Raw genomic sequence first — 23,597 nt, 5'->3', positions numbered from 1 at the left:
AAGTTTGAACGTAATAAGCCACACGTAAACGTGGGCACAATCGGTCACGTTGACCATGGTAAAACAACTTTAACTGCTGCGATTGCAACTATTTGTGCAAAAACTTACGGCGGTGAAGCGAAAGATTACTCACAAATCGACTCAGCACCTGAAGAAAAAGCACGTGGTATTACAATTAATACTTCACACGTAGAATACGATTCTCCAATTCGTCACTACGCACACGTTGACTGCCCGGGCCACGCCGATTACGTTAAAAACATGATCACTGGTGCTGCTCAGATGGACGGCGCGATCCTTGTATGTGCTGCGACTGACGGTCCAATGCCACAAACTCGTGAACACATCCTTCTTTCTCGTCAGGTTGGTGTACCTTACATCATCGTATTCTTAAACAAATGCGACCTTGTTGATGACGAAGAATTACTTGAATTAGTAGAAATGGAAGTTCGTGAACTTCTTTCTACTTATGACTTCCCAGGTGATGACACTCCAGTAATCCGTGGTTCAGCTCTTGCTGCTCTTAACGGTGAAGCAGGTCCTTACGGTGAAGAATCAGTTCTTGCTCTTGTAGCAGCTCTTGACTCTTACATCCCAGAACCAGAACGTGCTATCGACAAAGCATTCTTAATGCCGATCGAAGACGTATTCTCAATTTCTGGTCGTGGTACTGTAGTAACAGGCCGTGTAGAATCAGGTATTGTTAAAGTTGGTGAAGAAGTAGAGATCGTTGGTATTAAAGATACAGTTAAAACAACTGTAACTGGCGTAGAAATGTTCCGTAAACTTCTTGACGAAGGTCGTGCAGGCGAGAACTGTGGTGTATTACTTCGTGGTACTAAGCGTGAAGACGTACAGCGTGGTCAAGTACTTGCTAAACCAGGTACAATCAAGCCGCACACTAAATTCGACGCAGAAGTATACGTACTTTCTAAAGAAGAAGGTGGTCGTCACACTCCATTCTTAAATGGTTACCGTCCACAGTTCTACTTCCGTACAACTGACGTAACTGGTGCAATCCAGTTGAAAGAAGGCGTTGAAATGGTTATGCCAGGTGACAACGTTGAAATGTCAGTAGAATTAATCCACCCAATCGCAATGGACCCAGGTCTACGTTTTGCGATCCGTGAAGGTGGTCGTACTGTAGGTGCTGGTGTTGTTGCGAAAGTAACTGCATAAGCATAATATAGTGACGGATTACGTCTCAAGTTGAGGGCTTTGGCTCTCAACTTGCATTATAGGTCAGTAGTTCAATTGGTAGAGCGTCGGTCTCCAAAACCGAATGTTGGGGGTTCGAGTCCCTCCTGACCTGCCATATTTTGAAATAAAAAGCTTGATGCTGGCTTAGTTGTTCATATAATAAGTCGCGAGTTCTACGACGAGTACAAAAATGTCGAATGATAAATCGCGTGACGCATTGAGCGACGCGCCAATTCCTCAAAGAAATAATTCTGCTGAAGTTGTTCGTTCTGGTTCGCCTCTAGATATTGTTCTATGGGTGATTGCAATTGCATTGTTGCTTTCGGCTACTATGGTGAATCAGCACTTGCCAGCGTATTGGGCACCTGCAAATAATGTTTGGGTCCGCGTTGGTGCAATTTTAGCTTGTATCGTTGTGGCTTTAGGTTTATTATACGCCACCCATCAAGGTAAAGGCTTCGTTCGTTTGCTAAAAGATGCACGAGTCGAATTGCGTCGAGTAACTTGGCCAACAAAACAAGAAACAGTCACTACATCGTGGCAGGTTCTATTGGTTGTAGTTGTTGCATCATTGGTTTTATGGTGCTTTGACTATGGTTTGGGTTGGTTAATTAAGTTGATTATCGGGTAAAAGAGCTATGAAACGTTGGTACATTATTCATGCCTACTCTGGCTATGAAAAACAAGTGTTGCGTTCGCTTACAGAACGAATCCAGCGTAGCGCTGTTGCTGATAGCTTTGGTGATGTCCTTGTTCCTACCGAAGAAGTGGTAGAAATGAAGGATGGCAAGAAACGTAAGTCTGAGCGTAAATTCTTTCCTGGCTATGTGTTAGTTGAAATGGAAATGAATGACGATACTTGGCATATTGTTAAAGAATGTCCGAAAGTATTAGGTTTTATCGGTGGTACACCTGAAAAACCTGCGCCAATCACTCAACGTGAAGCAGATGCGATTCTTGCGCGTGTACGTAATACTGGTGAAGCTCCACGTCCTAAGACGATGTTTGAACCAGGTGAAGAATTACTCGTTATTGATGGCCCATTCACTGATTTTAAGGGTGTGGTGGAAGAGGTTCAATACGAAAAGTCACGTTTAACGTTGACGATTAATGTATTTAATCGACCAACTCAGGTTGAACTCGAATTTCGTCAAGTCGAAAAAACGATTTAATCTCAATTGGTTGAAAAGCGCCCGATTTTATCGGGCATTGTTGTTGTAACAGTAGTGTTGCGTAAAGATTGGGGAGCCTAGCGGCGTTTGTACCCAGAGGTATTTTAAAATGGCTAAGAAGATTGACGGCTATATCAAGCTGCAAGTTCCAGCTGGTAAAGCAAATCCATCTCCACCAATTGGTCCTGCATTAGGTCAACGTGGTGTAAACATCATGGCATTCTGTAAAGAATTCAATGCTGCTACACAAAAAGTTGAACCAGGTCTTCCAATTCCTGTAGTGATTACTGTGTACAACGACAAGTCGTTCACATTCATCATGAAAACTCCTCCAGCTTCTATTCTTCTTAAGAAAGCTGCTGGTATCCAAAAGGGTTCATCTGTACCAAACAAAACTAAAGTTGGTAAGTTGACTCGTGCTCAGTTAGAAGAAATTGCGACTACTAAAGAGCCAGATTTAACTGGTGCTGATTTAGACGCACGTGTTCGTACCATCGCTGGTTCTGCACGTTCTATGGGCTTGGAAGTGGAGCTATAAGACATGGCAAAGTTAACTAAACGTCAAAAAGCCATTGCTGCTGCTGTTGAAGCAAACAAAGTTTACACTTTGGAAGAAGCGGTAGAAGTTCTTAACAGCCTACCTGCTGCAAAATTCAAAGAATCTTTGGATGTTGCTGTAAATCTTGGTGTAGACCCACGTAAATCTGATCAGGTTGTTCGTGGTGCTACTACATTACCTGCAGGTACTGGTAAAACTGTACGTGTAGCTGTATTTGCTCAAGGCGCTCAAGCAGAAGCTGCTAAAGAAGCTGGTGCTGATGTTGTAGGTTTTGATGACCTTGCTGAAAGCATCCAAGGTGGAAACCTTGACTTTGATGTTGTGATCGCTGCTCCAGACGCTATGCGTGTTGTTGGTAAGCTCGGTACAATTCTTGGTCCACGTGGTTTAATGCCAAACCCTAAAGTAGGTACTGTAACTCCTGATGTTGCGAATGCTGTTAAAAACGCAAAATCTGGTCAGGCTCGTTACCGTGTAGACAAAGCGGGTATTATCCACGCTGCGATTGGTCAAGTTGGCTTTGATGCTGCTGCAATCCGCCAAAACGTTGAAACTTTAGTTGCTGACTTGAAAAAGTTAAAACCTGCAACTTCTAAAGGTGTATACATCAAAAAGATCACTTTGAGCTCAACTATGGGTCCTGGTCTTACTGTTGATGTAAACAACGTTTCTAACTAAGTTTTAACTTAGTTCTGTACAGAATTTTAAAGTCCTGATTGAGTAGGTAGCAAAAATAGAAATAAATTTCTATTTTTGCGCAGTTAAAGCAACGCTTTGACTCTTGCTTATCAGGCGGACTTTGAATTGATGAATGAGAATTTATCAGCGTCAAAGACCTCAGGCGAGAAGGCGTTATTTTCGGATAGCGGCTTTTCTTAATAATCCAGCCTGCGTAGACGCGGTGGTGTGATTTGTTCCTCCTCCGCGTGTAAGTCGAAAGGCTTACGAATTGGGAGTGTGCCCATTGGGTGCATAAATCACCTTAGGAGGTTTTACAATGGCTCTTCTTATCGAAGACAAAAAACAGATCGTTTCAGAAGTAAGTGAAGTTGCTTCTAAAGCGTTTGCAGCCGTTGTTGCTGACTATCAAGGTTTAAGCGTAGAGCAATTAACAACACTTCGTGTTGAAGCTCGTAAGTTAGGTGTAACTACACGTATCGTACGTAACACTTTGGCTAAGCGCGCATTCCAAGGTACTCAATTTGATATCTTGAACGACAACCTTGTTGGTCCAACAATTCTAGGTTTTTCAACTTCTGAAGATGACATGGGTGCAGCTGCACGCTTGTTTGAAGAATTTGCAAAAACTAACAAAGCATTTGAATTAAAAGCTGCTGCATTTGACGGCAAAGTTTATCAAGGTGCTGATGTTAGCGTAATTGCTAATCTTCCAAACCAAGAGAAAGCGCTTACTATGCTTGCCTCTGTTCTTCAAGCTCCTATTTCGAAATTGGGTCGCCTCATTACAGCGCTCAAAGAGAAAAACGAGTCAGAAGCTGCTTAATCAATTTTACACACCATTCAATATCCATTTGGAGTTATTCTCATGGCTTTAACTAACGAAGAAATCTTAAACGCAGTTGCTGAAAAAACTGTTCTTGAACTTGTTGAATTAATTTCTGCTTTCGAAGAGAAATTCAACGTTTCTGCTGCTGCTGTTGCTGTTGCTGCTCCAGCTGGTGGCGCTGCTGCAGCTGCTGAAGAACAATCTGAATTCAACGTTGAGTTGACTTCTTTCGGTGCTAACAAAGTAGCTGTTATTAAAGCAGTTCGTGAAGCAACTGGCCTTGGTCTTAAAGAAGCTAAAGACCTGGTTGAAGGTGCTCCTCAAGTTCTTAAAGAAGGCGTTTCTAAAGAAGAAGGCGAAGAACTTAAGAAGAAACTTGAAGAAGCTGGTGCTACAGTTACACTTAAGTAATTGTAAAAGGAGTCGGTTTTTAAATCGGCTCCATAAAATGGCTGATGGCTCTTGGGTCATCAGCCTTTTTGCGTTACAATAATCGGCTCGATTTTTGTTAGTTTTGTTTATTTTTTAGAAAAAACTAAATAAATCAATTAATTTCAAATGCTTACCAATATTTTTCTTTTTAAAAAATATTGTTAAGTGTTTTAGTACCACTAAAAGTTGCAGCATTTGTAAGCAGTGGTGGCCATATCGGCCTGTGTAATTCCTTCTGAGCCCGTTCTGCAGGCGGGCTTGGTTTACTTTCCGAGGACTCCAGATGGCATACTCATATACCGAAAAGAAACGGATCCGTAAGAATTTTGGTAAGTTGCCCCAAGTAATGGAAGCACCGTACTTACTCTCGATTCAGGTCGATTCGTATAGAACGTTCTTGCAAGGTGGCAAATCTCCAAAAAACCGTGAAGATATCGGTCTCCAGGCCGCATTTCGTTCAGTTTTTCCTATAGAAAGTTATTCTGGCAATGCTGCTTTAGAATTTGTTGAGTATAGCCTTGGTAAGCCTGAGTTTGATGTGCGTGAATGTATTTTACGTGGTTCGACTTATGCGGCACCAATGCGCGTAAAAATTCGTTTGATTATTAAAGATCGCGAAACTAAATCAATTAAAGACGTACGTGAACAAGAAGTCTACATGGGTGAAATGCCACTCATGACTGAAAATGGTACCTTTGTAATCAATGGTACTGAGCGTGTAATCGTATCTCAATTACACCGTTCACCAGGTGTGTTCTTCGACCATGATAAAGGTAAGACTCACTCAAGTGGTAAAGTGTTGTATTCAGCACGTATCATTCCTTACCGTGGTTCATGGTTAGACTTCGAGTTCGATGCAAAAGATCTAGTTTACGTACGTATTGACCGTCGTCGTAAATTACTTGCTACTGTTGTGTTACGTGCACTAGGTTATAACAATGAACAAATCTTGAATTTGTTCTACGAAAAAGTACCTGTGTACCTAGACATGGGTAGTTATCAAATTGACCTTGTTCCTGAGCGTTTACGTGGTGAAATGGCTCAATTTGATATTACTGACAATGAAGGTAAAGTCATTGTTGAGCAAGGTAAACGTATTAACGCGCGCCATGTACGTCAAATGGAAGCTTCAGGTTTAACTAAGCTTTCAGTTCCTGATGAATACTTATATGAGCGTATTACTGCTGAAGATATTACTTTACGTGATGGTGAAGTAATTGCTGCGAATACGTTATTAAGCCATGAAGTGATGGTGAAGTTAGCGGAAGGTGGTGTTAAGCAATTTAACATCCTGTTCACAAACGACATCGATCGTGGTTCTTTTGTTGCTGATACATTGCGTGCAGACACAACAGCAGGACGTGAAGAAGCTTTAGTTGAAATTTATAAAGTAATGCGTCCAGGCGAGCCGCCAACAAAAGAAGCTGCTGAAAACTTGTTCAACAACTTATTCTTCTCTTCTGAGCGTTATGACTTATCTCCAGTAGGTCGTATGAAGTTCAACCGTCGTTTAGGTCGTCCTTACGAAGTTGGTACTGATCAAAAGTCTCGTGAAGTTGAAGGTATTTTGTCGCACGAAGATATCATCGATGTATTACGTACATTGGTTGAAATCCGTAACGGTAAAGGCGAAGTAGACGATATCGACCATTTAGGTAACCGTCGTGTACGTTCTGTTGGTGAAATGACAGAGAACCAATTCCGTGTTGGTTTAGTTCGTGTTGAGCGTGCTGTTAAAGAACGTTTAAGCCAAGCAGAAACAGATAACTTGTCTCCACAAGACTTGATTAACGCTAAGCCAGTTGCTGCGGCAATCAAAGAATTCTTTGGTTCAAGCCAATTATCTCAGTTCATGGACCAAAACAACCCATTATCTGAGATTACACATAAGCGTCGTGTATCTGCGCTTGGTCCTGGTGGTTTAACACGTGAGCGTGCTGGCTTCGAAGTACGTGACGTACATCAAACTCACTATGGTCGTGTTTGTCCAATTGAAACTCCTGAAGGTCCAAACATTGGTTTGATCAACTCGCTTTCTGTATATGCAAAAGCGAATGATTTCGGTTTCTTGGAAACACCTTACCGCCGAGTTGTAGATGGTCGTGTAACTGATGCGGTTGAATATTTATCTGCTATTGAAGAAGTAGGCACTGTTATTGCACAGGCCGATTCTGCTGTAGATAAAGATGGCAACTTAACAGAAGACTTCGTTTCTGTTCGTCACCAAGGTGAATTCGTACGTATGCCACCTGAAAAAGTGACGCATATGGACGTTTCTGCACAGCAGGTTGTATCTGTTGCTGCATCACTTATTCCATTCCTTGAACACGATGACGCGAACCGTGCATTGATGGGTTCGAACATGCAACGTCAGGCTGTTCCTACTTTACGTGCTGACAAGCCACTTGTTGGTACTGGTATGGAAGCGAACGTAGCACGTGACTCTGGTGTGTGTGTAATCGCAAATCGTGGTGGTGCAATTGAATTTGTAGATGCTTCTCGTATCGTTATTCGTGTAAACGAAGATGAAATGGTTGCTGGTGAGGCGGGTGTAGATATCTATAACCTCATCAAATATACACGTTCAAACCAAAATACTTGTATTAACCAAAATGTTATCGTGAATTTGGGCGACAAAGTTGCTCGTGGTGACATCTTGGCAGACGGTCCGTCTACAGACATGGGTGAACTTGCGCTTGGTCAAAACATGCGTGTAGCGTTCATGACATGGAATGGTTACAACTATGAAGACTCGATCTTGTTATCTGAGCGTGTTCTTCAAGAAGACCGTTTAACTTCTATTCATATTCAAGAATTGTCATGTGTAGCACGTGATACTAAGTTAGGTGCAGAAGAAATTACTGCTGATATTCCTAACGTAGGTGAAGCTGCGCTCTCTAAACTTGATGAATCAGGTATCGTTTATATCGGTGCTGAAGTTACTGCTGGTGACATCTTAGTTGGTAAAGTAACGCCTAAAGGCGAAACTCAGTTAACTCCTGAAGAAAAATTGCTTCGCGCAATCTTTGGTGAAAAAGCTGCTGACGTTAAAGATTCATCTTTACGTGTTCCATCTGGTACTAAAGGTACAGTTATCGATGTTCAAGTCTTCACTCGTGATGGCTTAGAGAAAGATGACCGTGCATTAGCGATTGAAAAAGCACAGCTTGATTCTTACCGTAAAGACTTGAAAGAAGAATATAAAATCTTCGAAGAAGCGGCTCGTGAACGTGTAATTCGTTTACTTAAAGGCCAAGAGTCTAATGGCGGTGGTTCAACTAAACGCGGTGATAAACTTTCTGAAGATTTATTATCTGGTTTAGAGCTTGTTGATTTACTTGAAATCCAGCCAACAGATGAAGCAATCGCTGAGCGTTTAACTCAAATTCAAGTATTCTTGAAAGAGAAGAGCGCAGAAATCGATGAGAAATTTGCTGAGAAGAAACGTAAGCTTGCAACAGGTGACGAGTTAACAACTGGTGTATTAAAAGTTGTTAAGGTTTACTTAGCTGTTAAACGTCGTATTCAGCCTGGTGATAAGATGGCTGGTCGTCACGGTAACAAGGGTGTTGTTTCTAACATCTTACCTGTTGAAGACATGCCACACGATGCTAATGGTGTACCAGTAGATATCGTATTGAACCCACTGGGTGTACCATCTCGTATGAACGTGGGTCAGATTCTTGAGACTCACTTGGGTATGGCGGCTAGAGGGCTTGGTGACAAAATCGAAAAAATGTTGAAAGAACAACGTACAGTTCTAGAGCTACGTGAATTCTTAGACAAGATTTATAACAAAGTCGGTGGCGAGCAAGAAGATCTTGATAGCTTAACGGATGACGAAATCCTAGCACTTTCAGGCAACTTGCGCGCTGGTGTGCCTTTGGCTACTCCGGTATTTGATGGTGCTGAAGAAAGTCAAATTAAAGATTTACTTGAATTAGCTGACATTTCACGTACAGGTCAAACAGTATTGTTTGACGGACGTACAGGTGAACAGTTTGATCGTCCAGTAACTGTTGGTTACATGTACATGCTTAAGTTGAACCACTTGGTTGATGACAAGATGCATGCGCGTTCAACTGGTTCTTACTCACTTGTTACACAACAGCCGCTTGGTGGTAAAGCACAATTCGGTGGTCAGCGTTTCGGTGAGATGGAAGTATGGGCACTTGAAGCATACGGTGCAGCATATACCCTTCAAGAAATGCTTACAGTGAAGTCGGATGACGTTGAAGGACGTACTCGCATCTATAAGAATATTGTAGATGGTAACCATTATATGGATCCGGGTATGCCTGAATCGTTCAACGTATTGACCAAAGAGATCCGTTCTTTAGGTATCAACATTGAACTGAAAAATGGTGACTAAGTCGTAAGACTCACGATTTTTTAGGAAAAAACAATATTTGTGACCCAGTCGGGTAAGCGAGGCTTCCCGACACACGGAGAAAAAAATTGAAAGACTTGCTCGATATCATGCGTAAGAAAACGGATTCAGATGGTCATGCACCAATTGAGTTCGACCGTATCCGTATTGGTCTTGCGTCACCAGAAATGATTAAGTCATGGTCTCATGGTGAAGTTAAAAAACCTGAGACAATCAACTACCGTACGTTCAAACCAGAACGTGATGGTTTATTCTGTGCCAAAATCTTTGGTCCAGTAAAAGATTACGAATGCTTGTGTGGTAAATACAAGCGTATGAAATATAAAGGCGTCATTTGTGAAAAATGTGGCGTTGAAGTAACTACAGCGAAAGTTCGTCGTGAACGTATGGGTCACATCGAACTTGCTTCACCAGTTGCGCATATCTGGTTCTTAAAATCGTTACCAAGCCGTATCGGTTTATTACTTGATATGACTCTTCGTGATATCGAACGCGTATTGTATTTTGAATCATACGTTGTTACTGATCCTGGCATGACGCCATTTGAAAAGTATCAACTTCTTAATGATGAAGAATACTTTACAGCTCTAGAAGAGCACGGTGACGAATTTGTTGCAAAAATGGGTGCCGAAGCTGTTCAAGACTTGTTGAAAGACATCGATCTTGAAGCTGAAATCTCACGTTTACGTGAAGAAATTCCTCAAACAACTTCTGAAACGAAGTTGAAAAAAGCGTCTAAACGCTTGAAATTGATGGAAGCATTCAAGGATTCAAACAACAAGCCTGAATGGATGGTAATGAATGTACTTCCGGTGCTTCCACCAGATTTACGCCCATTAGTTCCACTTGAAGGTGGTCGTTTCGCGACTTCTGACTTGAACGATTTATATCGTCGTGTGATTAACCGTAACAACCGTTTGAAGCGTCTTCTTGACCTTGCAGCACCAGACATTATCGTACGTAACGAAAAACGTATGTTACAAGAGTCTGTAGATGCATTGCTTGATAACGGTCGTCGTGGTCGTGCAATCACTGGTTCTAACAAACGTCCATTAAAATCTTTGGCAGACATGATCAAAGGTAAGCAAGGTCGTTTCCGTCAGAACTTGTTAGGTAAGCGTGTTGACTATTCTGGTCGTTCGGTAATTACTGTAGGTCCTACTTTACGTCTTCACCAATGTGGTCTTCCGAAGAAAATGGCACTTGAATTATTCAAACCATTTATTTTCGCGAAACTACAAGCTTCAGGTCAGGCAACAACCATTAAAGCTGCGAAGAAAATGGTTGAGCGTGAAACTCCAGAAGTTTGGGACGTTCTTGCATCTGTAATTCGTCAACATCCAGTGATGTTGAACCGTGCACCAACACTTCACCGTTTAGGTCTTCAAGCATTTGAACCTATTCTTATTGAAGGTAAGGCAATCCGTCTTCACCCACTCGTTTGTGCTGCGTTTAACGCCGACTTCGACGGTGACCAAATGGCGGTACACGTTCCATTGACACTTGAAGCACAGTTAGAAGCTCGTGCATTGATGATGTCAACAAACAACATCTTGTCACCAGCAAACGGTGAGCCAATCATCGTTCCTTCTCAGGACGTTGTCTTGGGTCTTTACTACATCACTCGTGATGCAGTAAATGCCAAAGGTGAAGGAATGGTGTTTGCTGATACTCACGAAGTAAACCGTGCACTTGCAACTGGTCAAGTTGCGATTCATGCGCGTGTTAAAGTGCGTGTGCATCAAACTGTTATCAATGAGAATGGTGAACGTGAACACCAAACGATTATCGTTGATACAACACCAGGTCGTTGTTTGCTTTGGGAAGTTGTTCCACAAGGTTTAAGCTTTGACATGATCAACCTTGAGATGACTAAAAAGAACATCTCTAAGTTAATCAACTCTTGCTACCGTAAACTTGGTTTGAAAGATACTGTTATCTTCGCTGACCAGTTAATGTACTTGGGCTTCCGTCAAGCGACTCGTTCAGGTGTATCTGTAGGTATGGAAGACATGCTCATTCCACCTACAAAACACACAATTATTGATAAAGCGGAAACAGAAGTTCGTGAAATCGAACAACAGTTCGAACAAGGTTTCGTAACTGCTGGTGAGCGTTATAACAAAGTTGTCGATATCTGGGCGCGTACAAACGACCAAGTTGCGAAAGCGATGATGGATAACTTGTCTTACACTGTTGTTAAAAACAAACAAGGTGAAGACGAGAAGCAAAAATCATTCAACAGCATCTATATGATGTCTGACTCTGGTGCCCGTGGTAGTGCGGCACAGATTCGTCAGCTTGCTGGTATGCGTGGTTTGATGGCAAAACCGGATGGCTCGATTATTGAGACACCGATTAAAGCGAACTTCCGTGAAGGTTTGACAGTACTTCAGTACTTTATTTCTACACACGGTGCGCGTAAAGGTTTGGCCGATACAGCATTAAAAACTGCGAACTCTGGTTACTTGACTCGTCGTCTTGTAGACGTAGCGCAAGATTTAGTAATTACCGAGCCTGACTGTGGTACAGCGGGTGGTTTGGTGATGACTCCATTCATTCAAGGTGGTGATGTCATCGAGCCATTACGTGACCGCGTATTAGGTCGTGTAACTGCTGAAGATGTACGTCGTGCATCTGATGATGAAGTTGTATTACCTCGCGGTACGTTAATTGACGAGAAAATCGCAGCTCAGCTTGAAGAAGCTGGTGTCGATGAAGTTAAAGTACGTTCAGTAATCGCATGTGAATCTACATTCGGTGTATGTGCTCGTTGTTATGGTCGTGACCTTGCACGTGGTCACTTGGTGAACCCAGGTGAATCAGTAGGTGTAATGGCTGCGCAATCAATTGGTGAGCCAGGTACACAGTTAACGATGCGTACGTTCCACGTTGGTGGTGCTGCGAGCCGAACTTCTGCTGCAAACAGTGTTCAAGTACGTAACAAAGGTACTGTACGTTTCCACAACGTGAAAACTGTACAACATGCGAAAGGTCATTTAGTTTCAGTTTCACGTTCAGGTGAAATTGGTATTGCTGATGAGCTAGGTCGTGAGCGCGAACGTTATAAACTTCCTTACGGTGCAAGCATCTTGTTGAAAGATGGTGAAATGGTTGAGGCTGGTGGTATCGTTGCAACTTGGGATCCGCATACACATCCATTAGTAACAGAGGTTGCTGGTAAAGCACGTTTCAGCCAAATTGCTGATGGTGTAACTGCAACATCGAAAACTGATGATGCAACCGGTATGACAACTGTTGAAATCTTACCTGTAACAGCACGTCCTGCTTCTGGTAAAGATTTACGTCCAGCAATCGTATTAGATATGACTGATGGCACTGAACAGTTCTACTTCTTACCACAAAATACAATTGTAACTGTCCGTGATGGCGAAACAATTGGTGTGGGTGACGTTATCGGTCGTGTACCACAAGAAACATCGCGTACTCGTGATATTACCGGTGGTCTTCCGCGTGTTGCTGACTTGTTCGAAGCGCGTAAACCTAAAGAGCATGCAATCTTGGCAGAAGTGTCTGGTATCGTAAGCTTTGGTAAAGAGACTAAAGGTAAGAACCGTTTAGTGATTACACCAGATGACGGCTCTGAAATTTACGAAGAGTTGATTCCAAAATGGCGTCAAATCAACGTGTTTGAAGGCGAGCATGTGAACCGTGGTGAAACTATTTCTGATGGTCCACAAAACCCGCATGACATCTTACGTTTGAAAGGTGAAGTTGCATTAACAAACTACATCGTGAACGAAGTTCAAGACGTTTACCGTCTCCAAGGTGTAAAAATCAACGATAAGCACATTGAAGTTATCGTACGTCAAATGTTGCGTAAAGTTGATATCACTGATGGTGGCGATACAAGCTTTATCAAAGGCGAGCAAGTGGATTACATCCGCGTTGTTCAAGAGAACCAAGCTGTATTGGCTCAGAACAAGTTCCCAGCTAAGTTTGAACGTCAATTGATGGGTATTACGAAAGCATCGCTTTCTACTGACTCGTTCATCTCTGCTGCATCGTTCCAGGAAACAACTCGTGTGTTAACTGAAGCTGCTGTAACAGGTAAAGAAGATGATTTACGTGGCTTGAAAGAAAACGTTGTAGTGGGTCGCTTGATTCCAGCTGGTACTGGTCTTGCGTACCACTTAGAGCGTCGCCGTCAAGAAGCAGAAGCTGCAGAACATGAACTTCATAATGACTTCAGTGAAGTAGACCAAGCATTTAGCCAAGCATTAAACTCAGAACAATTCTAAGTTTAGATTGGCATTAAAAAAGGCACCTCAGGGTGCCTTTTTTATTTAAAGTTATTTAACAATTTTAAGTTGTAATTACATAAGAATATTAAAGAGCAAATATTTTATTACTTAAGCGGGATAAAGACTCCACATAAGCAAATTAGGCTACCTACTTATGAAAACTGGAGTAAATCGAATGAAAAAAATGATGATGATTGCAGGTGTGGGTTTAATGTCGAGCACTTTGTTTGTAGGTTGTCAAAACGCAAGTCCAGAAAGTAAGCGTATTGGTTCTGCTGCGATTGGTGGTGGTGCTGGTGGTGCAGTGGGTAAAAGCTTGGGTGGTAACCTTGGCGCAGGCTTAGGAGCTGCATTAGGTGCAGGTGTAGCTGCAAATGCAAAAGGTTCCAATAGTAAAACTACGCGTAATAGTGCAATTGGCGCAGGTGTAGGGGCACTTTTAGGGGGAGCAGTCATTGGTGGTGAGGCAGGTGCTGCCGCTGGTGGTGCACTTGGCGGTAGTGCTGGAGCTGCTTATGAGGAAAAAAAAGGGAAGTACTAAGTTACGTTGATCGTATCTAAATTAGAAGCTCTTAAGTTTTTAAGGGCTTCTTTTTTGCTTAATTTATACGCGTTAAGATGAATTAATTATCGATTCTATAAGGCTTTTACAAAATATCAATCGTCCACAACAGTGTGTTAACACAAACTCATAAAATTCCCCATAAAAGAAGATTATGCTTGGAATAGAGCACAATGGAGTGAGTATGGTCATGAAGAAAACAATTGGTTTAGTGTCTACTTTAGTATTGTCTGCGGTTATGTTTACTGGCTGTCAAAATATGAGCCCATCTGATCAGCGTATTGGTGCTGCTGCATTAGGCGGGGCTGTGGGTGGTGGCGTAGGTAACCATGTAGGTGGTGGTCTAGGTGCGGGTGTTGGTGCAGCAGCAGGCGCCGGTGTGGGGGCAAATGCTAAAGGTAGTAATAAAAGTTCGACAACAAGCAGCGCAATTGGTGCTGGTATTGGCTCTGTCGTAGGTAAAGCAATTTTTGGTGGTGATACGGGCGCTGCAATTGGTGGTGCACTCGGTGGTGGTGCTGGCGCAGCCTATGAAGAGAAGAGATAGAATTTATTGAAATAAAATAAGCGCTTTTGAGCGCTTATTTTATTGGTGGAAAGCTTTAGCTTTTTTGCGGCGGATGTAAAGAGTCTTTTGTACTTCAGCAATTCTTACTCCAGATTCATCAAAAATATTGAGATGATATGTTCTAAGAACTGGCGCATAGTTCTCGGCGAGTTCTCGAATCTGCTCAATCTCTGCTAAGTCGACTCGAATGTCAGCGTAAACGGTACTTCGTCCAGGTGATAAAAAGTTAATTTCAGCTGCTTTATCCCAAACAATATATTTTGGTCCTAAATGGTGCATAAGAATAAGCATATAGAACGGGTCTACCATTGAATAAAGACTACCGCCAAAATGTGTTCCCACTAAATTTTGGTTTTTCCAGCTAAGGGGCATTTTTACTCGAACGTGGCAAAGTTCTAAATTCATGATTTCAATATGAATCCCTGCACCACGGTAGGGAGGATAATAATTAAATAAGAATTTAGAGATAGAAGGAATGTTCTGAAGTTTTTTTAAAATAGCCATAATAGTCAATTTTTTTTATTGCAACACTGGTCATACTAGATAAGTATCATCTTTTTTATATTGATGGCAATGCTTTATCCGATTAACGACATGATCAATTGAAAAACAAAATAGGAAATGATTATGCAGCCAAAGATTTATACAGTAACAACAACTGATCAACAAACCCTATGTGCCAAGGCTTGGGGCGATGAGAAAAAGACTCCATTAGTTTTAGTACATGGTTATCCTGATAATCAGGAAGTATGGGAATCGGTCATTGAATATTTAATTAATGATTTTTATATCGTTACTTATGATGTCCGTGGAGCGGGTTTGTCATCTATTCCTAAACGGATACGCGATTATCGTTTAGAGCGCTTATCTTTAGATTTACAAGAAGTGGTCGATGAAGTACTGCCAAATCGACAGTTCCATATGGCTGCACATGATTGGGGTTCGATTCAGTCTTGGGAGTCTGCAACTGAACCTAAATTTAAAGGCCGCTTGTTATCTTACACAACCATTTCTGGTCCTTGTTTAGATCACGCTGCGTTGTTCTTAAGAGATAAATTTAAAACGTCTCCTGCAAAGATCTTAAAAATTTTAACAAAATCATGGTATATCGGTGCCTTCCATTTACCATTTGTCGCGCCAACCGTATGGTCTCTTTTTAGTCCAGAAAAGTGGGGTAAAATATTAAAAGACTTAGAGCGAAAAGATAATTTACCGTTAAATAATAATATTTCTGCTGATGGTAAATACGGGATTAATTTATATCGTGCTAATTTTATTCCTCGCTTAACAGCACCTCGTCAGCGTTATGCACAGTGTCCAGTTAAAGCAATTATTTTAAAATACGATACTTTTGTGAGCCCTGAATATATTACGGAAGCGATGCCAAAATGGGTTGAAAACTTTGAGTATGTTGAGCTTGAAGCAAACCATTGGGCTATTTTAAGTCAAGCTGAGAAAGTAGCAGCTCATATTCGTCAGTTTATTCAATCACAAAGCAAATAAGTGATTGTTTAATATACAAAACTGCTAATTTGGCGATATTTTCGGCTTCGTAGATGCGAATCTGATAGAATATCGCCTTTTATTTTGTTCTGAATTTGTTGATGAATGCTGTTGTTGTGGCGATTGCTGTGATGTTTTTACTCTCACTAGCACGTGTTTCTGTCGTATTGACATTAGTGGTTTCTGCCATTGTTGGTGGTCTTGTCTCGGGTTTAAGTCTTTCTCAAACTGTTGATGCTTTTAATGCAGGCCTTGGTGATGGTGCTGAAGTTGCGCTCGCTTATGCCGTATTAGGTGCATTTGCACTTGCTCTTTCTAAATCGGGTTTACCTGACCTACTTGCCCATAAGCTGATTGGTTTATTAGGAATGGAAGCGGGGAAAAGCCGTGAAACCAAAGTAAAATATTTACTCTTAGGCATTCTACTTATTTCTGCAATTTTCTCTCAAAACCTGATTCCGGTTCATATCGCATTTATTCCTGTACTCGTACCGCCATTATTACGAGTCATGAATCACTTGAAACTAGACCGTCGCGCAGCAGCTTGTATTCTGACTTTGGGCTTGGTAGGTACCTATATTTTTCTACCTGTTGGTTTTGGTGCGATTTTCCTTGAACAAATTTTGATGGGGAATATCAACAAAATCGGTGCTGCTTATGGTTTACATGTAGAACGAGGCATGATGCCAATTGGCATGGCAATTCCAGTTTTAGGTATGGTGTTAGGTACTTTAGTTGCGGTATTTATTAGTTACCGTAAACCAAGAATTTATGCTGATCGAGCTATTACTCCTGTAACCACAATTGATTTAGATAAACCTCTACGTGCAACAGTACAAGATGAAACAGCAGATCTAAAAGCAGATGCAGAAGAACTTAAACATGAAGCAGAACAAGCTCCTGTCATTGCGAAAAAAACAATTTTCATGGCTTTACTGGCGATAGGTCTCACTTTAGTTGCACAGCTTTATTCTGGCTCAATGATTTTAGGTGGTCTAGTGGGCTTCGCAATTTTGTCTACAGCAGGCATTTTTAAATGGCAAGATGCAGATGATGTGTTCGTACAAGGTATGCGAATGATGGCTCTAGTCGGCTTTATTATGATCTCTGCTGCGGGTTTTGCATCAGTCATGACGCATACGGGTGATATTAATCAACTGGTAAAAGGTGTGGTTGAAATTATTGGTGATAATCGTGCCCTTGCGGCTTTCTTAATGCTTTGTATTGGTTTGTTTGTCACGATTGGTATCGGTTCATCTTTCTCTAGTGTTCCTGTCTTGGCAGTGATTTACGTTCCTTTATGCGTACAGTTTGGTTTTTCACCATTAGCAACGATTGCACTGATAGGTACAGCTGCGGCTTTAGGTGATGCAGGCTCTCCAGCTTCTGATTCAACGCTAGGGCCTACAGCTGGTTTAGGTGTTGATGGGCAACATGACCATATTTGGGATACTGTTATTCCAACATTTATTCATTTTAATATCCCTCTACTCGTTTTTGGCTGGATTGCAGCTATGATTTTATAATTTTTCATAATATATTAAATTTAAAGCCTTCTTAATAATTATCCAAAGGTGATCATTAAGAAGGCTTTTTTTATGGAATAAATAAAACATGTATTCAAAATAAATTATATTAAAATGCTCGGATTTAAAAGTATATTAAAAAGGTTGGTTATATAAAATAATTCTGATTAATAAGGTTGGAATAAAAACCAATTAAAATAGTTGGTTAATATATAATTTTATTTAAAACAGTTATTTAAAAATAAATATAAAAATAATTTTATAATAGGTGTTGCATCAATTTAAAATAAATGTTTATTATAAATATAAATAAGGTTGGAGATATTAAAGTGTTCAAGAAAGCGTTGGTTATTGCATTAATGGGGATGTCTTCATTTACTTTTGCTGGTAATTGGCAAGTAAAATTTGGTGGTAGTGTTATTGCTCCATCTGACGATACAACAACTCCTTTAGGCGTAGTAAAAGCTGATCATGAATATGCATTTACACCATCAGTTGAATACTTTTTTGGCGAATCTCCTTTTTCGGCTGAATTATTATTAGCAGCGCCCGTCAATCATGATGTTTTATTAGATGGTAAGAATGCCGCTCGTATTAAACAATTACCACCAACAATTACTGCAAAATATCATTTTAAAAACTCAACTCGTTTCACACCGTATATTGGTATAGGGGCGACAGCATTCATTCCTTGGGATGAGCAAGGCGTTGCTGTGAAAGTAAAAGAAGATTTTGGTATAGCTGGGCAAGTTGGTTTTAACTTTCAGCCTGCTGATGCGAAAAACTGGGGAGTATTTGTAGATGTTCGTTATGCAGATATTAGCCCCGAAGTAACAATTGATCCTTCAATTGCTAATTATAAGTTCGATTTAAATATTAACCCATTTGTTTATACTTTAGGTTATAGCTATAGATTTTAAGCATAATAATAAATAGAAAGAATATAATAACAAACCTAGACTCAGGCACCTCACATAGATTTTATGTGAGGTTTTTTATTTTTAACATCACTAAAAAAAGCATAAAACAGACAGTTTTCTACATATTCTTTCACCTTTTATTTTTAAACTATTTTTTATATATCTTTAAAGGAATAATCTCATGAATAGAAAATTTGCCATAGCTCTAGCACTTTTTAGTGGTATGGCTTTTGCCCATAATGTACAGGCTGCTAGTTTTTCGTGTAATGCTGCAAAAACTAAGACAGAACTGAGTATTTGTAAAAACCGCTCTTTAAATGATGCAGATGTGAAAATGGCAACAACCTATCAAATTGTTTTACATGCATTACCGATGGGAGGCAGAGATAATCAAAAAGATACTCAACAACAATGGTTGAAAAAAAGAAATGCCTGCGCTGCCAACGTTAGTTGTATTTCCAAAGCTTATCAGCAGAGACAACAACAGTTGGATTCTATCCTGCAAGATAGAGTGTTAAGCCATGGCCCATTTTAATTAAAGTAAAATTTTTTAATATTCAGGATTGAAAAATTCTAGAAATACTCCATTCATAAAGCATTCGAGAACAAACAGACTTCAAAATTTAAGGAGTGATTTATGAGTGAACAAGCATCACAAAATTATAGTTTCCAAGCAGAAGTAGCACAGCTTTTACATTTAGTGACGCATTCTCTCTATTCTAACCCTGAAATTTTCTTGCGTGAGCTGATCTCTAATGCATCTGATGCATGTGATAAGTTACGTTTTGAAGGAATCAATCATCCTGAATATTATGAAAATGATCCAGATTTACATGTACGAATCAGCTTAAATAAAGAAGATAAAACTTTAACGATCTCTGATAACGGTATTGGTTTAAGCCAACAAGAAGCAATTGATAACTTAGGTACCATTGCAAAATCTGGTACTAAAGATTTCATGTCAAAATTGACAGGCGATCAGAAAGCGGATGCTCAGCTGATTGGTCAGTTTGGTGTGGGTTTTTACTCAGGTTTTATTGTTGCAGACAAAATTACGGTTGAATCACGTCGTGCAGGCTCAGATGCATCTGAAGGTGTGCGTTGGATTAGTGGTGGTACTGGCGAGTTTGAAGTTCAGCAAATTGATAAAGCTTCACGTGGTACTGACATTATTCTTCACTTGCGTGATGACGCGCTTGATTATTTAGAATCTTATAAAGTTAAGCAGATCGTTAACAAATACTCGGACCACATTAGTTTGCCAATTGAAATGCAAAAAGAAGTTTGGCAGGAAGAGGAAGTCGCTGAGGGTGAAGAGCCTAAAGGCGGCCAAATGGTCAAAACTGACGAGTGGGAAGCGATTAACTCGGCAAGTGCTTTATGGACTCGTAACAAAAGTGAAGTGACAGATGAGCAATATATTGAGTTTTATAAAAACTTAACGCATGACTTTGTGGCGCCACTGGCTTGGGCGCATAACCGTGTAGAAGGTAGTACGGAATATACCCAGTTACTTTATATTCCAAGTAAAGCACCTCATGACATTTTTACACGTGAAGCAAAAGCGGGAATTAAGCTATATGTAAAACGTGTCTTCATTATGGATGATGCAGATAACTTAATTCCAAACTATTTACGCTTTGTACAAGGTGTGGTGGATAGTGCAGATTTACCGCTGAATGTTAGCCGTGAGTTATTGCAAGAAAGCCGTGACGTTAAAACAATTCGTGAAGGTAATGCACGCCGCGTATTAACAGTACTTGATGGTTTGGCTAAATCAGAAGATGAAAAAGACCAAGAAAAGTTCAAAGCGTTCTACACTGAGTTTGGTTCAGTGCTTAAAGAAGGCTTGGGTGAAGACTTCGGTAATCGCGAGCGTATTTTAAAATTATTACGTTATGCAACTTCAACAAATGATGAAGTGGTAACTTCTTTTGCAGACTATAAAGCGCGCATGAAAGAAGGCCAAAAAGCCATTTATTACGTTACTGCTGACAGCTTAGCTGCTGCTAAAAACTCTCCACAGCTAGAGTTGTTTAAGAAAAAAGGCATTGAAGTATTGTTAATGGCAGAGCGTGTTGATGAGTGGGCAATGAACTTTGTTCATGAGTTTGACGGTACGCCATTGAAGAATGTATCTAAAGGCGCTGTTGATTTAGGTGACTTACAAGATGCAGAAGAGAAAAAGGCACTTGAGCAAGCGGCTGAACAATTTAAGCCTGTGGTTGAGAAATTAAGTGACTCGTTGAAGGCTAAAACTAAAGAAGTACGTGTAACGACCCGTTTGGTAGACTCTCCAGCGTGTTTAGTAACAAGTGAAGGTGAGTTATCACCGCAACTTATTCGTATGTTGAAACAAGCAGGTCAAGCTGTTCCTGAAATCAAGCCAATTTTAGAAATTAACCCTGAGCATCCTTTAGTGAAAAAACTTGAAGGTTCAGAACAGTTTGATGATTTGGCAAACGTGATTTTTGATCAGGCTGTGATTGCAGAAGGTGGTTTACCAGAAGACCCAGCAGCTTATGTGAAGCGTATTAATAGCTTGTTGTTGAAATAATTATGATATAAAAAAAGCCTCTGAATTGTCAGGGGCTTTTTTGTGGATAAAGAAAGAGTTATCCACAACTTAATGGTTTTTGGTTAAAAATTAGCTTCTAAATTCATTTGGACACTAAGTTGATGCTTAGGGTCATCATCAATATGATTAAAAAAATTAAGATCATTTTGCATAAAAATCCAATCTCGCCATATAGGTTGGCGCCATGAAATATAAGGCCCCCAGCTATTTACTCGAATGTCATTTTTAGCATATACGCCACCACTATAAACGCCGTAAGTGAGACGATTATCTTTTACAAATTCGTATTGCTGAAAAGTCCAATTACCCCAACTATAGTCTTCATTTTCACTTTTATTAATATTAAATTTACTAGCAAAAAGGGTATTGTCCTGCATTTTTTGCGTCAAGTTCAGTGTTGTTTCAGTGTAGTTCCTGCTGGTTGAGCCGTAGCGGAACAGTTGCTCTGTATCTAAGCTCATATTATGTCTTAAATTCCATTTTTTCTTGGCAAGAAATTGGACGTAAACATCACTGTCTGAGTTTGAGCCTAAATCAAGATTATTTTCAAAAGGTATCCATGTTGAAATAGTATCCCAGCTTGCGGTAAGTGGATTACTAACCGAAATACGAGGGGTTGAAGCTTTCTTCTTTTTCTTACCCAAGGTTTTATAAGGATCTTTATGCTGGCTTACACGATTCCATAACGTATCATTTCCAAATATGGCCATTAAGTCCTGAATCAGTGCGGCATCTGAATCATTATTTGTTTCTGCTTCACAGGGTGAGTGGTCAGAAAATGCTGAGAATCTTGGAGTTTTGATAAATAGCGTAGAAGAATGTAGAGATCGTCTTTTAGAGCGTGGATGCTTGAAAGAATTAGAGAAAAGTTGCGTATGAGGAATTAAAACCAGCATACCTAAACTATAAATACAAAGTAAGGCTTTAGATTTATATTCAAATGAAAAAGAAGAGAATTGATTCATTTTTCTGAAAATCAGGAATCAAAAGTTAGCTCAGTATTGTAAGGGAAAAAGCTTAAATTTTTATTTAAAAGTATTTTATTTTTCACCACCTTGGAGGCAACCTCCAAGGTGGTCCGTAGCAATTAGAACAGCGCTTCTAAACGCAAGAAAGTACTCACGAAATGATTACGATCTTCACGGTGGTCATTAAAGTAATTGACGTCGCCTTGTACAAAGAACCATTCACGTAAAAGAGGTTGGCGCCATGAGACAAATGGTCCCCAACTATTTAAACGTAAATCGTTACTATTGTAATAACCGCCGGTATAAATACCGTAGTTAAAACGGTTGTTTGCAAAGAAACTATGTTCACGGAAAAGTCGGTTCTCCCATGTTAAATCATCGTCTTGATCATCGGCATACGTTAAGCTGAACTGATTGGATAATATTGGCTGATTTGGACGAGCATGGGTGAGTTCTAGGTTAGTACGTAAATAATTTTCGCTATGAATACCATATCGATAAATTTCTTCTGCATAAAATTTAAAATCATTACGTAATTGCCAATCTCTTGATGCTTTTAAACGGACATTTACGTCGTCTCCAGAGCGTATACCCAAGTCGGCATCTGTTTCAAACGGCAGTTTTTTAGAGAAATTTGACCATCGTAACGCGATTGAACTATTGTCATCTCGTGTGCGTTTAGCATCAATTTTCTTGTTTGAATCTTGATTTGGATTCTGGTTGATATTGGCCGGACTGTTATTAAATTCATTATCTAATGAGTCATCACCAAATACCACGCTCAAACGTTTCTCTAGTGTAGGAAGCTTGATCTTACCGCGAATTCTGGGCTTTATTTCAAAGTTATCGTACTCATTCCAATAGTTATCAACCATCACACGGATCGTTGCTGTTGCTGGTTTTTGAGGGTCGACTTCACCAAACCAGTTGTCAATTTTTTCAGATGTATGATCGGCCCAATTGCGGATTTTCTTTTGCTTGCGATCAAACCAAGTTTGGTCTTCAGTTTGTTCCATGGGTGGAACAATAGGGTGATTGGACTGCTCAGGAAAAATCGTTGGAGTTGCATCAATCCACCTTGGGATTTGGTCTAAAAGATTTTCATCTTTATTTTCTTGAGTTTGAGCTCCAGATGGCAAACTTTCTACTTGCTGAGTTGACGAAGAATTTATTTCTGCATGAGCCATGCATACTGAACCAAATCCTAATGTTACAAGTGCAAAAAGCTGCCGATACGTAATAACGTGAAATGTTTTCATATCTATCTTTATGTTTTGTTGTTATTGTCACTTTTGTTGATTTTTCTAATAAAATCAAGAGGACGACACAAAAGTTAAGTAAATTTAACTTTTTTTACATATTTGAATTAAATGAAAAAGTTTAAGCTAGTAGCGAGAATTTTTAAGCAAAAAAAATCCCCCAAACTAGGGGGATTTTAGATCAGGGA

The 23,597-nt window shown here is 40.2% G+C and carries 19 protein-coding genes and 1 tRNA gene; 17 read left to right on the top strand and 3 right to left on the bottom strand.

Features of this window, described 5'->3' with window-relative positions:
• The 12 genes from tuf to ACLCEG_RS13690 form a co-directional block, all read left to right on the top strand.
• On the top strand, positions 1–1,179 hold a 1,179-nt coding region (gene tuf / locus ACLCEG_RS13745), incomplete at its 5' end, for an elongation factor Tu (protein ID WP_019456510.1).
• A 60-nt stretch (positions 1,180–1,239) separates the two neighbouring features.
• Positions 1,240–1,315 (top strand) — tRNA-Trp (locus tag ACLCEG_RS13740).
• 75 nt (positions 1,316–1,390) lie between these two features.
• Positions 1,391–1,831 carry a preprotein translocase subunit SecE gene (gene secE, locus ACLCEG_RS13735; protein ID WP_004699177.1) on the top strand — a complete coding sequence of 147 codons (441 nt, stop codon included), beginning with the start codon at positions 1,391–1,393 and terminating at the stop codon, positions 1,829–1,831.
• 7 nt (positions 1,832–1,838) lie between these two features.
• Positions 1,839–2,372 carry a transcription termination/antitermination protein NusG gene (gene nusG / locus ACLCEG_RS13730; protein ID WP_003654499.1) on the top strand — a complete coding sequence of 178 codons (534 nt, stop codon included), beginning with the start codon at positions 1,839–1,841 and terminating at the stop codon, positions 2,370–2,372.
• Positions 2,373–2,481: 109 nt separating this feature from the next.
• Positions 2,482–2,910, top strand: coding sequence for a 50S ribosomal protein L11 (rplK, locus tag ACLCEG_RS13725; RefSeq protein ID WP_001074682.1), 429 nt, complete (start codon positions 2,482–2,484; stop codon positions 2,908–2,910).
• A gap of 3 nt (positions 2,911–2,913) precedes the next feature.
• Complete coding sequence (gene rplA, locus ACLCEG_RS13720) at positions 2,914–3,609, top strand: 50S ribosomal protein L1 (RefSeq protein ID WP_019456806.1); 696 nt, start codon at positions 2,914–2,916, stop codon at positions 3,607–3,609.
• A 319-nt stretch (positions 3,610–3,928) separates the two neighbouring features.
• Positions 3,929–4,435 carry a 50S ribosomal protein L10 gene (gene rplJ / locus ACLCEG_RS13715; RefSeq protein WP_002157004.1) on the top strand — a complete coding sequence of 169 codons (507 nt, stop codon included), beginning with the start codon at positions 3,929–3,931 and terminating at the stop codon, positions 4,433–4,435.
• Between the two features lie 42 nt (positions 4,436–4,477).
• Entirely contained in the window at positions 4,478–4,849 is a 372-nt protein-coding gene (rplL, locus tag ACLCEG_RS13710) for a 50S ribosomal protein L7/L12 (RefSeq protein ID WP_001229360.1), read from the top strand.
• Positions 4,850–5,153: 304 nt separating this feature from the next.
• Positions 5,154–9,242, top strand: coding sequence for a DNA-directed RNA polymerase subunit beta (rpoB, locus tag ACLCEG_RS13705; RefSeq protein WP_004699165.1), 4,089 nt, complete (start codon positions 5,154–5,156; stop codon positions 9,240–9,242).
• An 86-nt stretch (positions 9,243–9,328) separates the two neighbouring features.
• Positions 9,329–13,522 (top strand): DNA-directed RNA polymerase subunit beta', encoded by a 4,194-nt coding sequence (rpoC, locus tag ACLCEG_RS13700; RefSeq protein ID WP_004699163.1) that lies wholly within the window; start codon positions 9,329–9,331, stop codon positions 13,520–13,522.
• 178 nt (positions 13,523–13,700) lie between these two features.
• Positions 13,701–14,066 carry a hypothetical protein gene (locus ACLCEG_RS13695; RefSeq protein WP_004699161.1) on the top strand — a complete coding sequence of 122 codons (366 nt, stop codon included), beginning with the start codon at positions 13,701–13,703 and terminating at the stop codon, positions 14,064–14,066.
• A gap of 211 nt (positions 14,067–14,277) precedes the next feature.
• Positions 14,278–14,634 (top strand): hypothetical protein, encoded by a 357-nt coding sequence (locus ACLCEG_RS13690; protein WP_025469071.1) that lies wholly within the window; start codon positions 14,278–14,280, stop codon positions 14,632–14,634.
• Between the two features lie 39 nt (positions 14,635–14,673).
• On the opposite strand, the gene ACLCEG_RS13685 is transcribed toward ACLCEG_RS13690, so the two are convergent.
• Positions 14,674–15,159, bottom strand: coding sequence for a DUF4442 domain-containing protein (locus tag ACLCEG_RS13685; RefSeq protein WP_077162854.1), 486 nt, complete (start codon positions 15,157–15,159; stop codon positions 14,674–14,676).
• Positions 15,160–15,276: 117 nt separating this feature from the next.
• Between ACLCEG_RS13685 and ACLCEG_RS13680 the strand changes: the two genes are divergently transcribed.
• The 5 genes from ACLCEG_RS13680 to htpG all read left to right on the top strand — a co-directional run bounded on the left by ACLCEG_RS13680 (position 15,277) and on the right by htpG (position 21,161).
• Positions 15,277–16,158 (top strand): alpha/beta fold hydrolase, encoded by an 882-nt coding sequence (locus ACLCEG_RS13680; RefSeq protein WP_081408178.1) that lies wholly within the window; start codon positions 15,277–15,279, stop codon positions 16,156–16,158.
• Between the two features lie 101 nt (positions 16,159–16,259).
• Complete coding sequence (locus ACLCEG_RS13675) at positions 16,260–17,684, top strand: Na+/H+ antiporter family protein (protein WP_004699154.1); 1,425 nt, start codon at positions 16,260–16,262, stop codon at positions 17,682–17,684.
• A gap of 329 nt (positions 17,685–18,013) precedes the next feature.
• Positions 18,014–18,604: an OmpW/AlkL family protein gene (locus ACLCEG_RS13670; protein WP_191000806.1), complete on the top strand. Its 591-nt coding sequence runs from the start codon at positions 18,014–18,016 to the stop codon at positions 18,602–18,604.
• Positions 18,605–18,785: 181 nt separating this feature from the next.
• Positions 18,786–19,139, top strand: coding sequence for a lysozyme inhibitor LprI family protein (locus ACLCEG_RS13665; RefSeq protein ID WP_004699150.1), 354 nt, complete (start codon positions 18,786–18,788; stop codon positions 19,137–19,139).
• Positions 19,140–19,241: 102 nt separating this feature from the next.
• Positions 19,242–21,161, top strand: coding sequence for a molecular chaperone HtpG (gene htpG, locus ACLCEG_RS13660; protein ID WP_410567915.1), 1,920 nt, complete (start codon positions 19,242–19,244; stop codon positions 21,159–21,161).
• Between the two features lie 83 nt (positions 21,162–21,244).
• On the opposite strand, the gene ACLCEG_RS13655 is transcribed toward htpG, so the two are convergent.
• Both ACLCEG_RS13655 and ACLCEG_RS13650 read right to left on the bottom strand, forming a co-directional pair.
• Positions 21,245–22,147 carry a selenocysteine synthase gene (locus tag ACLCEG_RS13655; RefSeq protein ID WP_410567913.1) on the bottom strand — a complete coding sequence of 301 codons (903 nt, stop codon included), beginning with the start codon at positions 22,145–22,147 and terminating at the stop codon, positions 21,245–21,247.
• 122 nt (positions 22,148–22,269) lie between these two features.
• Entirely contained in the window at positions 22,270–23,409 is a 1,140-nt protein-coding gene (locus ACLCEG_RS13650; protein ID WP_410567911.1) for a hypothetical protein, read from the bottom strand.
• Between the last annotated feature and the right edge of the window lie 188 nt (positions 23,410–23,597).

This window comes from Acinetobacter sp. H1(2024), assembly GCF_046557555.1.
GTDB classification, from domain to species: domain Bacteria; phylum Pseudomonadota; class Gammaproteobacteria; order Pseudomonadales; family Moraxellaceae; genus Acinetobacter; species Acinetobacter seifertii.
Note: the sequence above shows the minus strand (reverse complement) of the source record. Positions and strands in the feature narration are given on the sequence as shown.

Bases quoted from the DNA above. Each gene is read 5' to 3' on its own strand.
- secE (WP_004699177.1), top strand. From the start codon at position 1,391: ATGTCGAATGATAAATCGCGTGACGCATTGAGCGACGCGCCAATTCCT.
- nusG (WP_003654499.1), top strand. From the start codon at position 1,839: ATGAAACGTTGGTACATTATTCATGCCTACTCTGGCTATGAAAAACAA.
- rplK (WP_001074682.1), top strand. From the start codon at position 2,482: ATGGCTAAGAAGATTGACGGCTATATCAAGCTGCAAGTTCCAGCTGGT.
- rplA (WP_019456806.1), top strand. From the start codon at position 2,914: ATGGCAAAGTTAACTAAACGTCAAAAAGCCATTGCTGCTGCTGTTGAA.
- rplJ (WP_002157004.1), top strand. From the start codon at position 3,929: ATGGCTCTTCTTATCGAAGACAAAAAACAGATCGTTTCAGAAGTAAGT.
- rplL (WP_001229360.1), top strand. From the start codon at position 4,478: ATGGCTTTAACTAACGAAGAAATCTTAAACGCAGTTGCTGAAAAAACT.
- rpoB (WP_004699165.1), top strand. From the start codon at position 5,154: ATGGCATACTCATATACCGAAAAGAAACGGATCCGTAAGAATTTTGGT.
- ACLCEG_RS13695 (WP_004699161.1), top strand. From the start codon at position 13,701: ATGAAAAAAATGATGATGATTGCAGGTGTGGGTTTAATGTCGAGCACT.
- ACLCEG_RS13690 (WP_025469071.1), top strand. From the start codon at position 14,278: ATGAAGAAAACAATTGGTTTAGTGTCTACTTTAGTATTGTCTGCGGTT.
- ACLCEG_RS13685 (WP_077162854.1), bottom strand. From the start codon at position 15,159: ATGGCTATTTTAAAAAAACTTCAGAACATTCCTTCTATCTCTAAATTC.
- ACLCEG_RS13680 (WP_081408178.1), top strand. From the start codon at position 15,277: ATGATTATGCAGCCAAAGATTTATACAGTAACAACAACTGATCAACAA.
- ACLCEG_RS13675 (WP_004699154.1), top strand. From the start codon at position 16,260: ATGAATGCTGTTGTTGTGGCGATTGCTGTGATGTTTTTACTCTCACTA.
- ACLCEG_RS13665 (WP_004699150.1), top strand. From the start codon at position 18,786: ATGAATAGAAAATTTGCCATAGCTCTAGCACTTTTTAGTGGTATGGCT.
- htpG (WP_410567915.1), top strand. From the start codon at position 19,242: ATGAGTGAACAAGCATCACAAAATTATAGTTTCCAAGCAGAAGTAGCA.
- ACLCEG_RS13655 (WP_410567913.1), bottom strand. From the start codon at position 22,147: ATGAATCAATTCTCTTCTTTTTCATTTGAATATAAATCTAAAGCCTTA.
- ACLCEG_RS13650 (WP_410567911.1), bottom strand. From the start codon at position 23,409: ATGAAAACATTTCACGTTATTACGTATCGGCAGCTTTTTGCACTTGTA.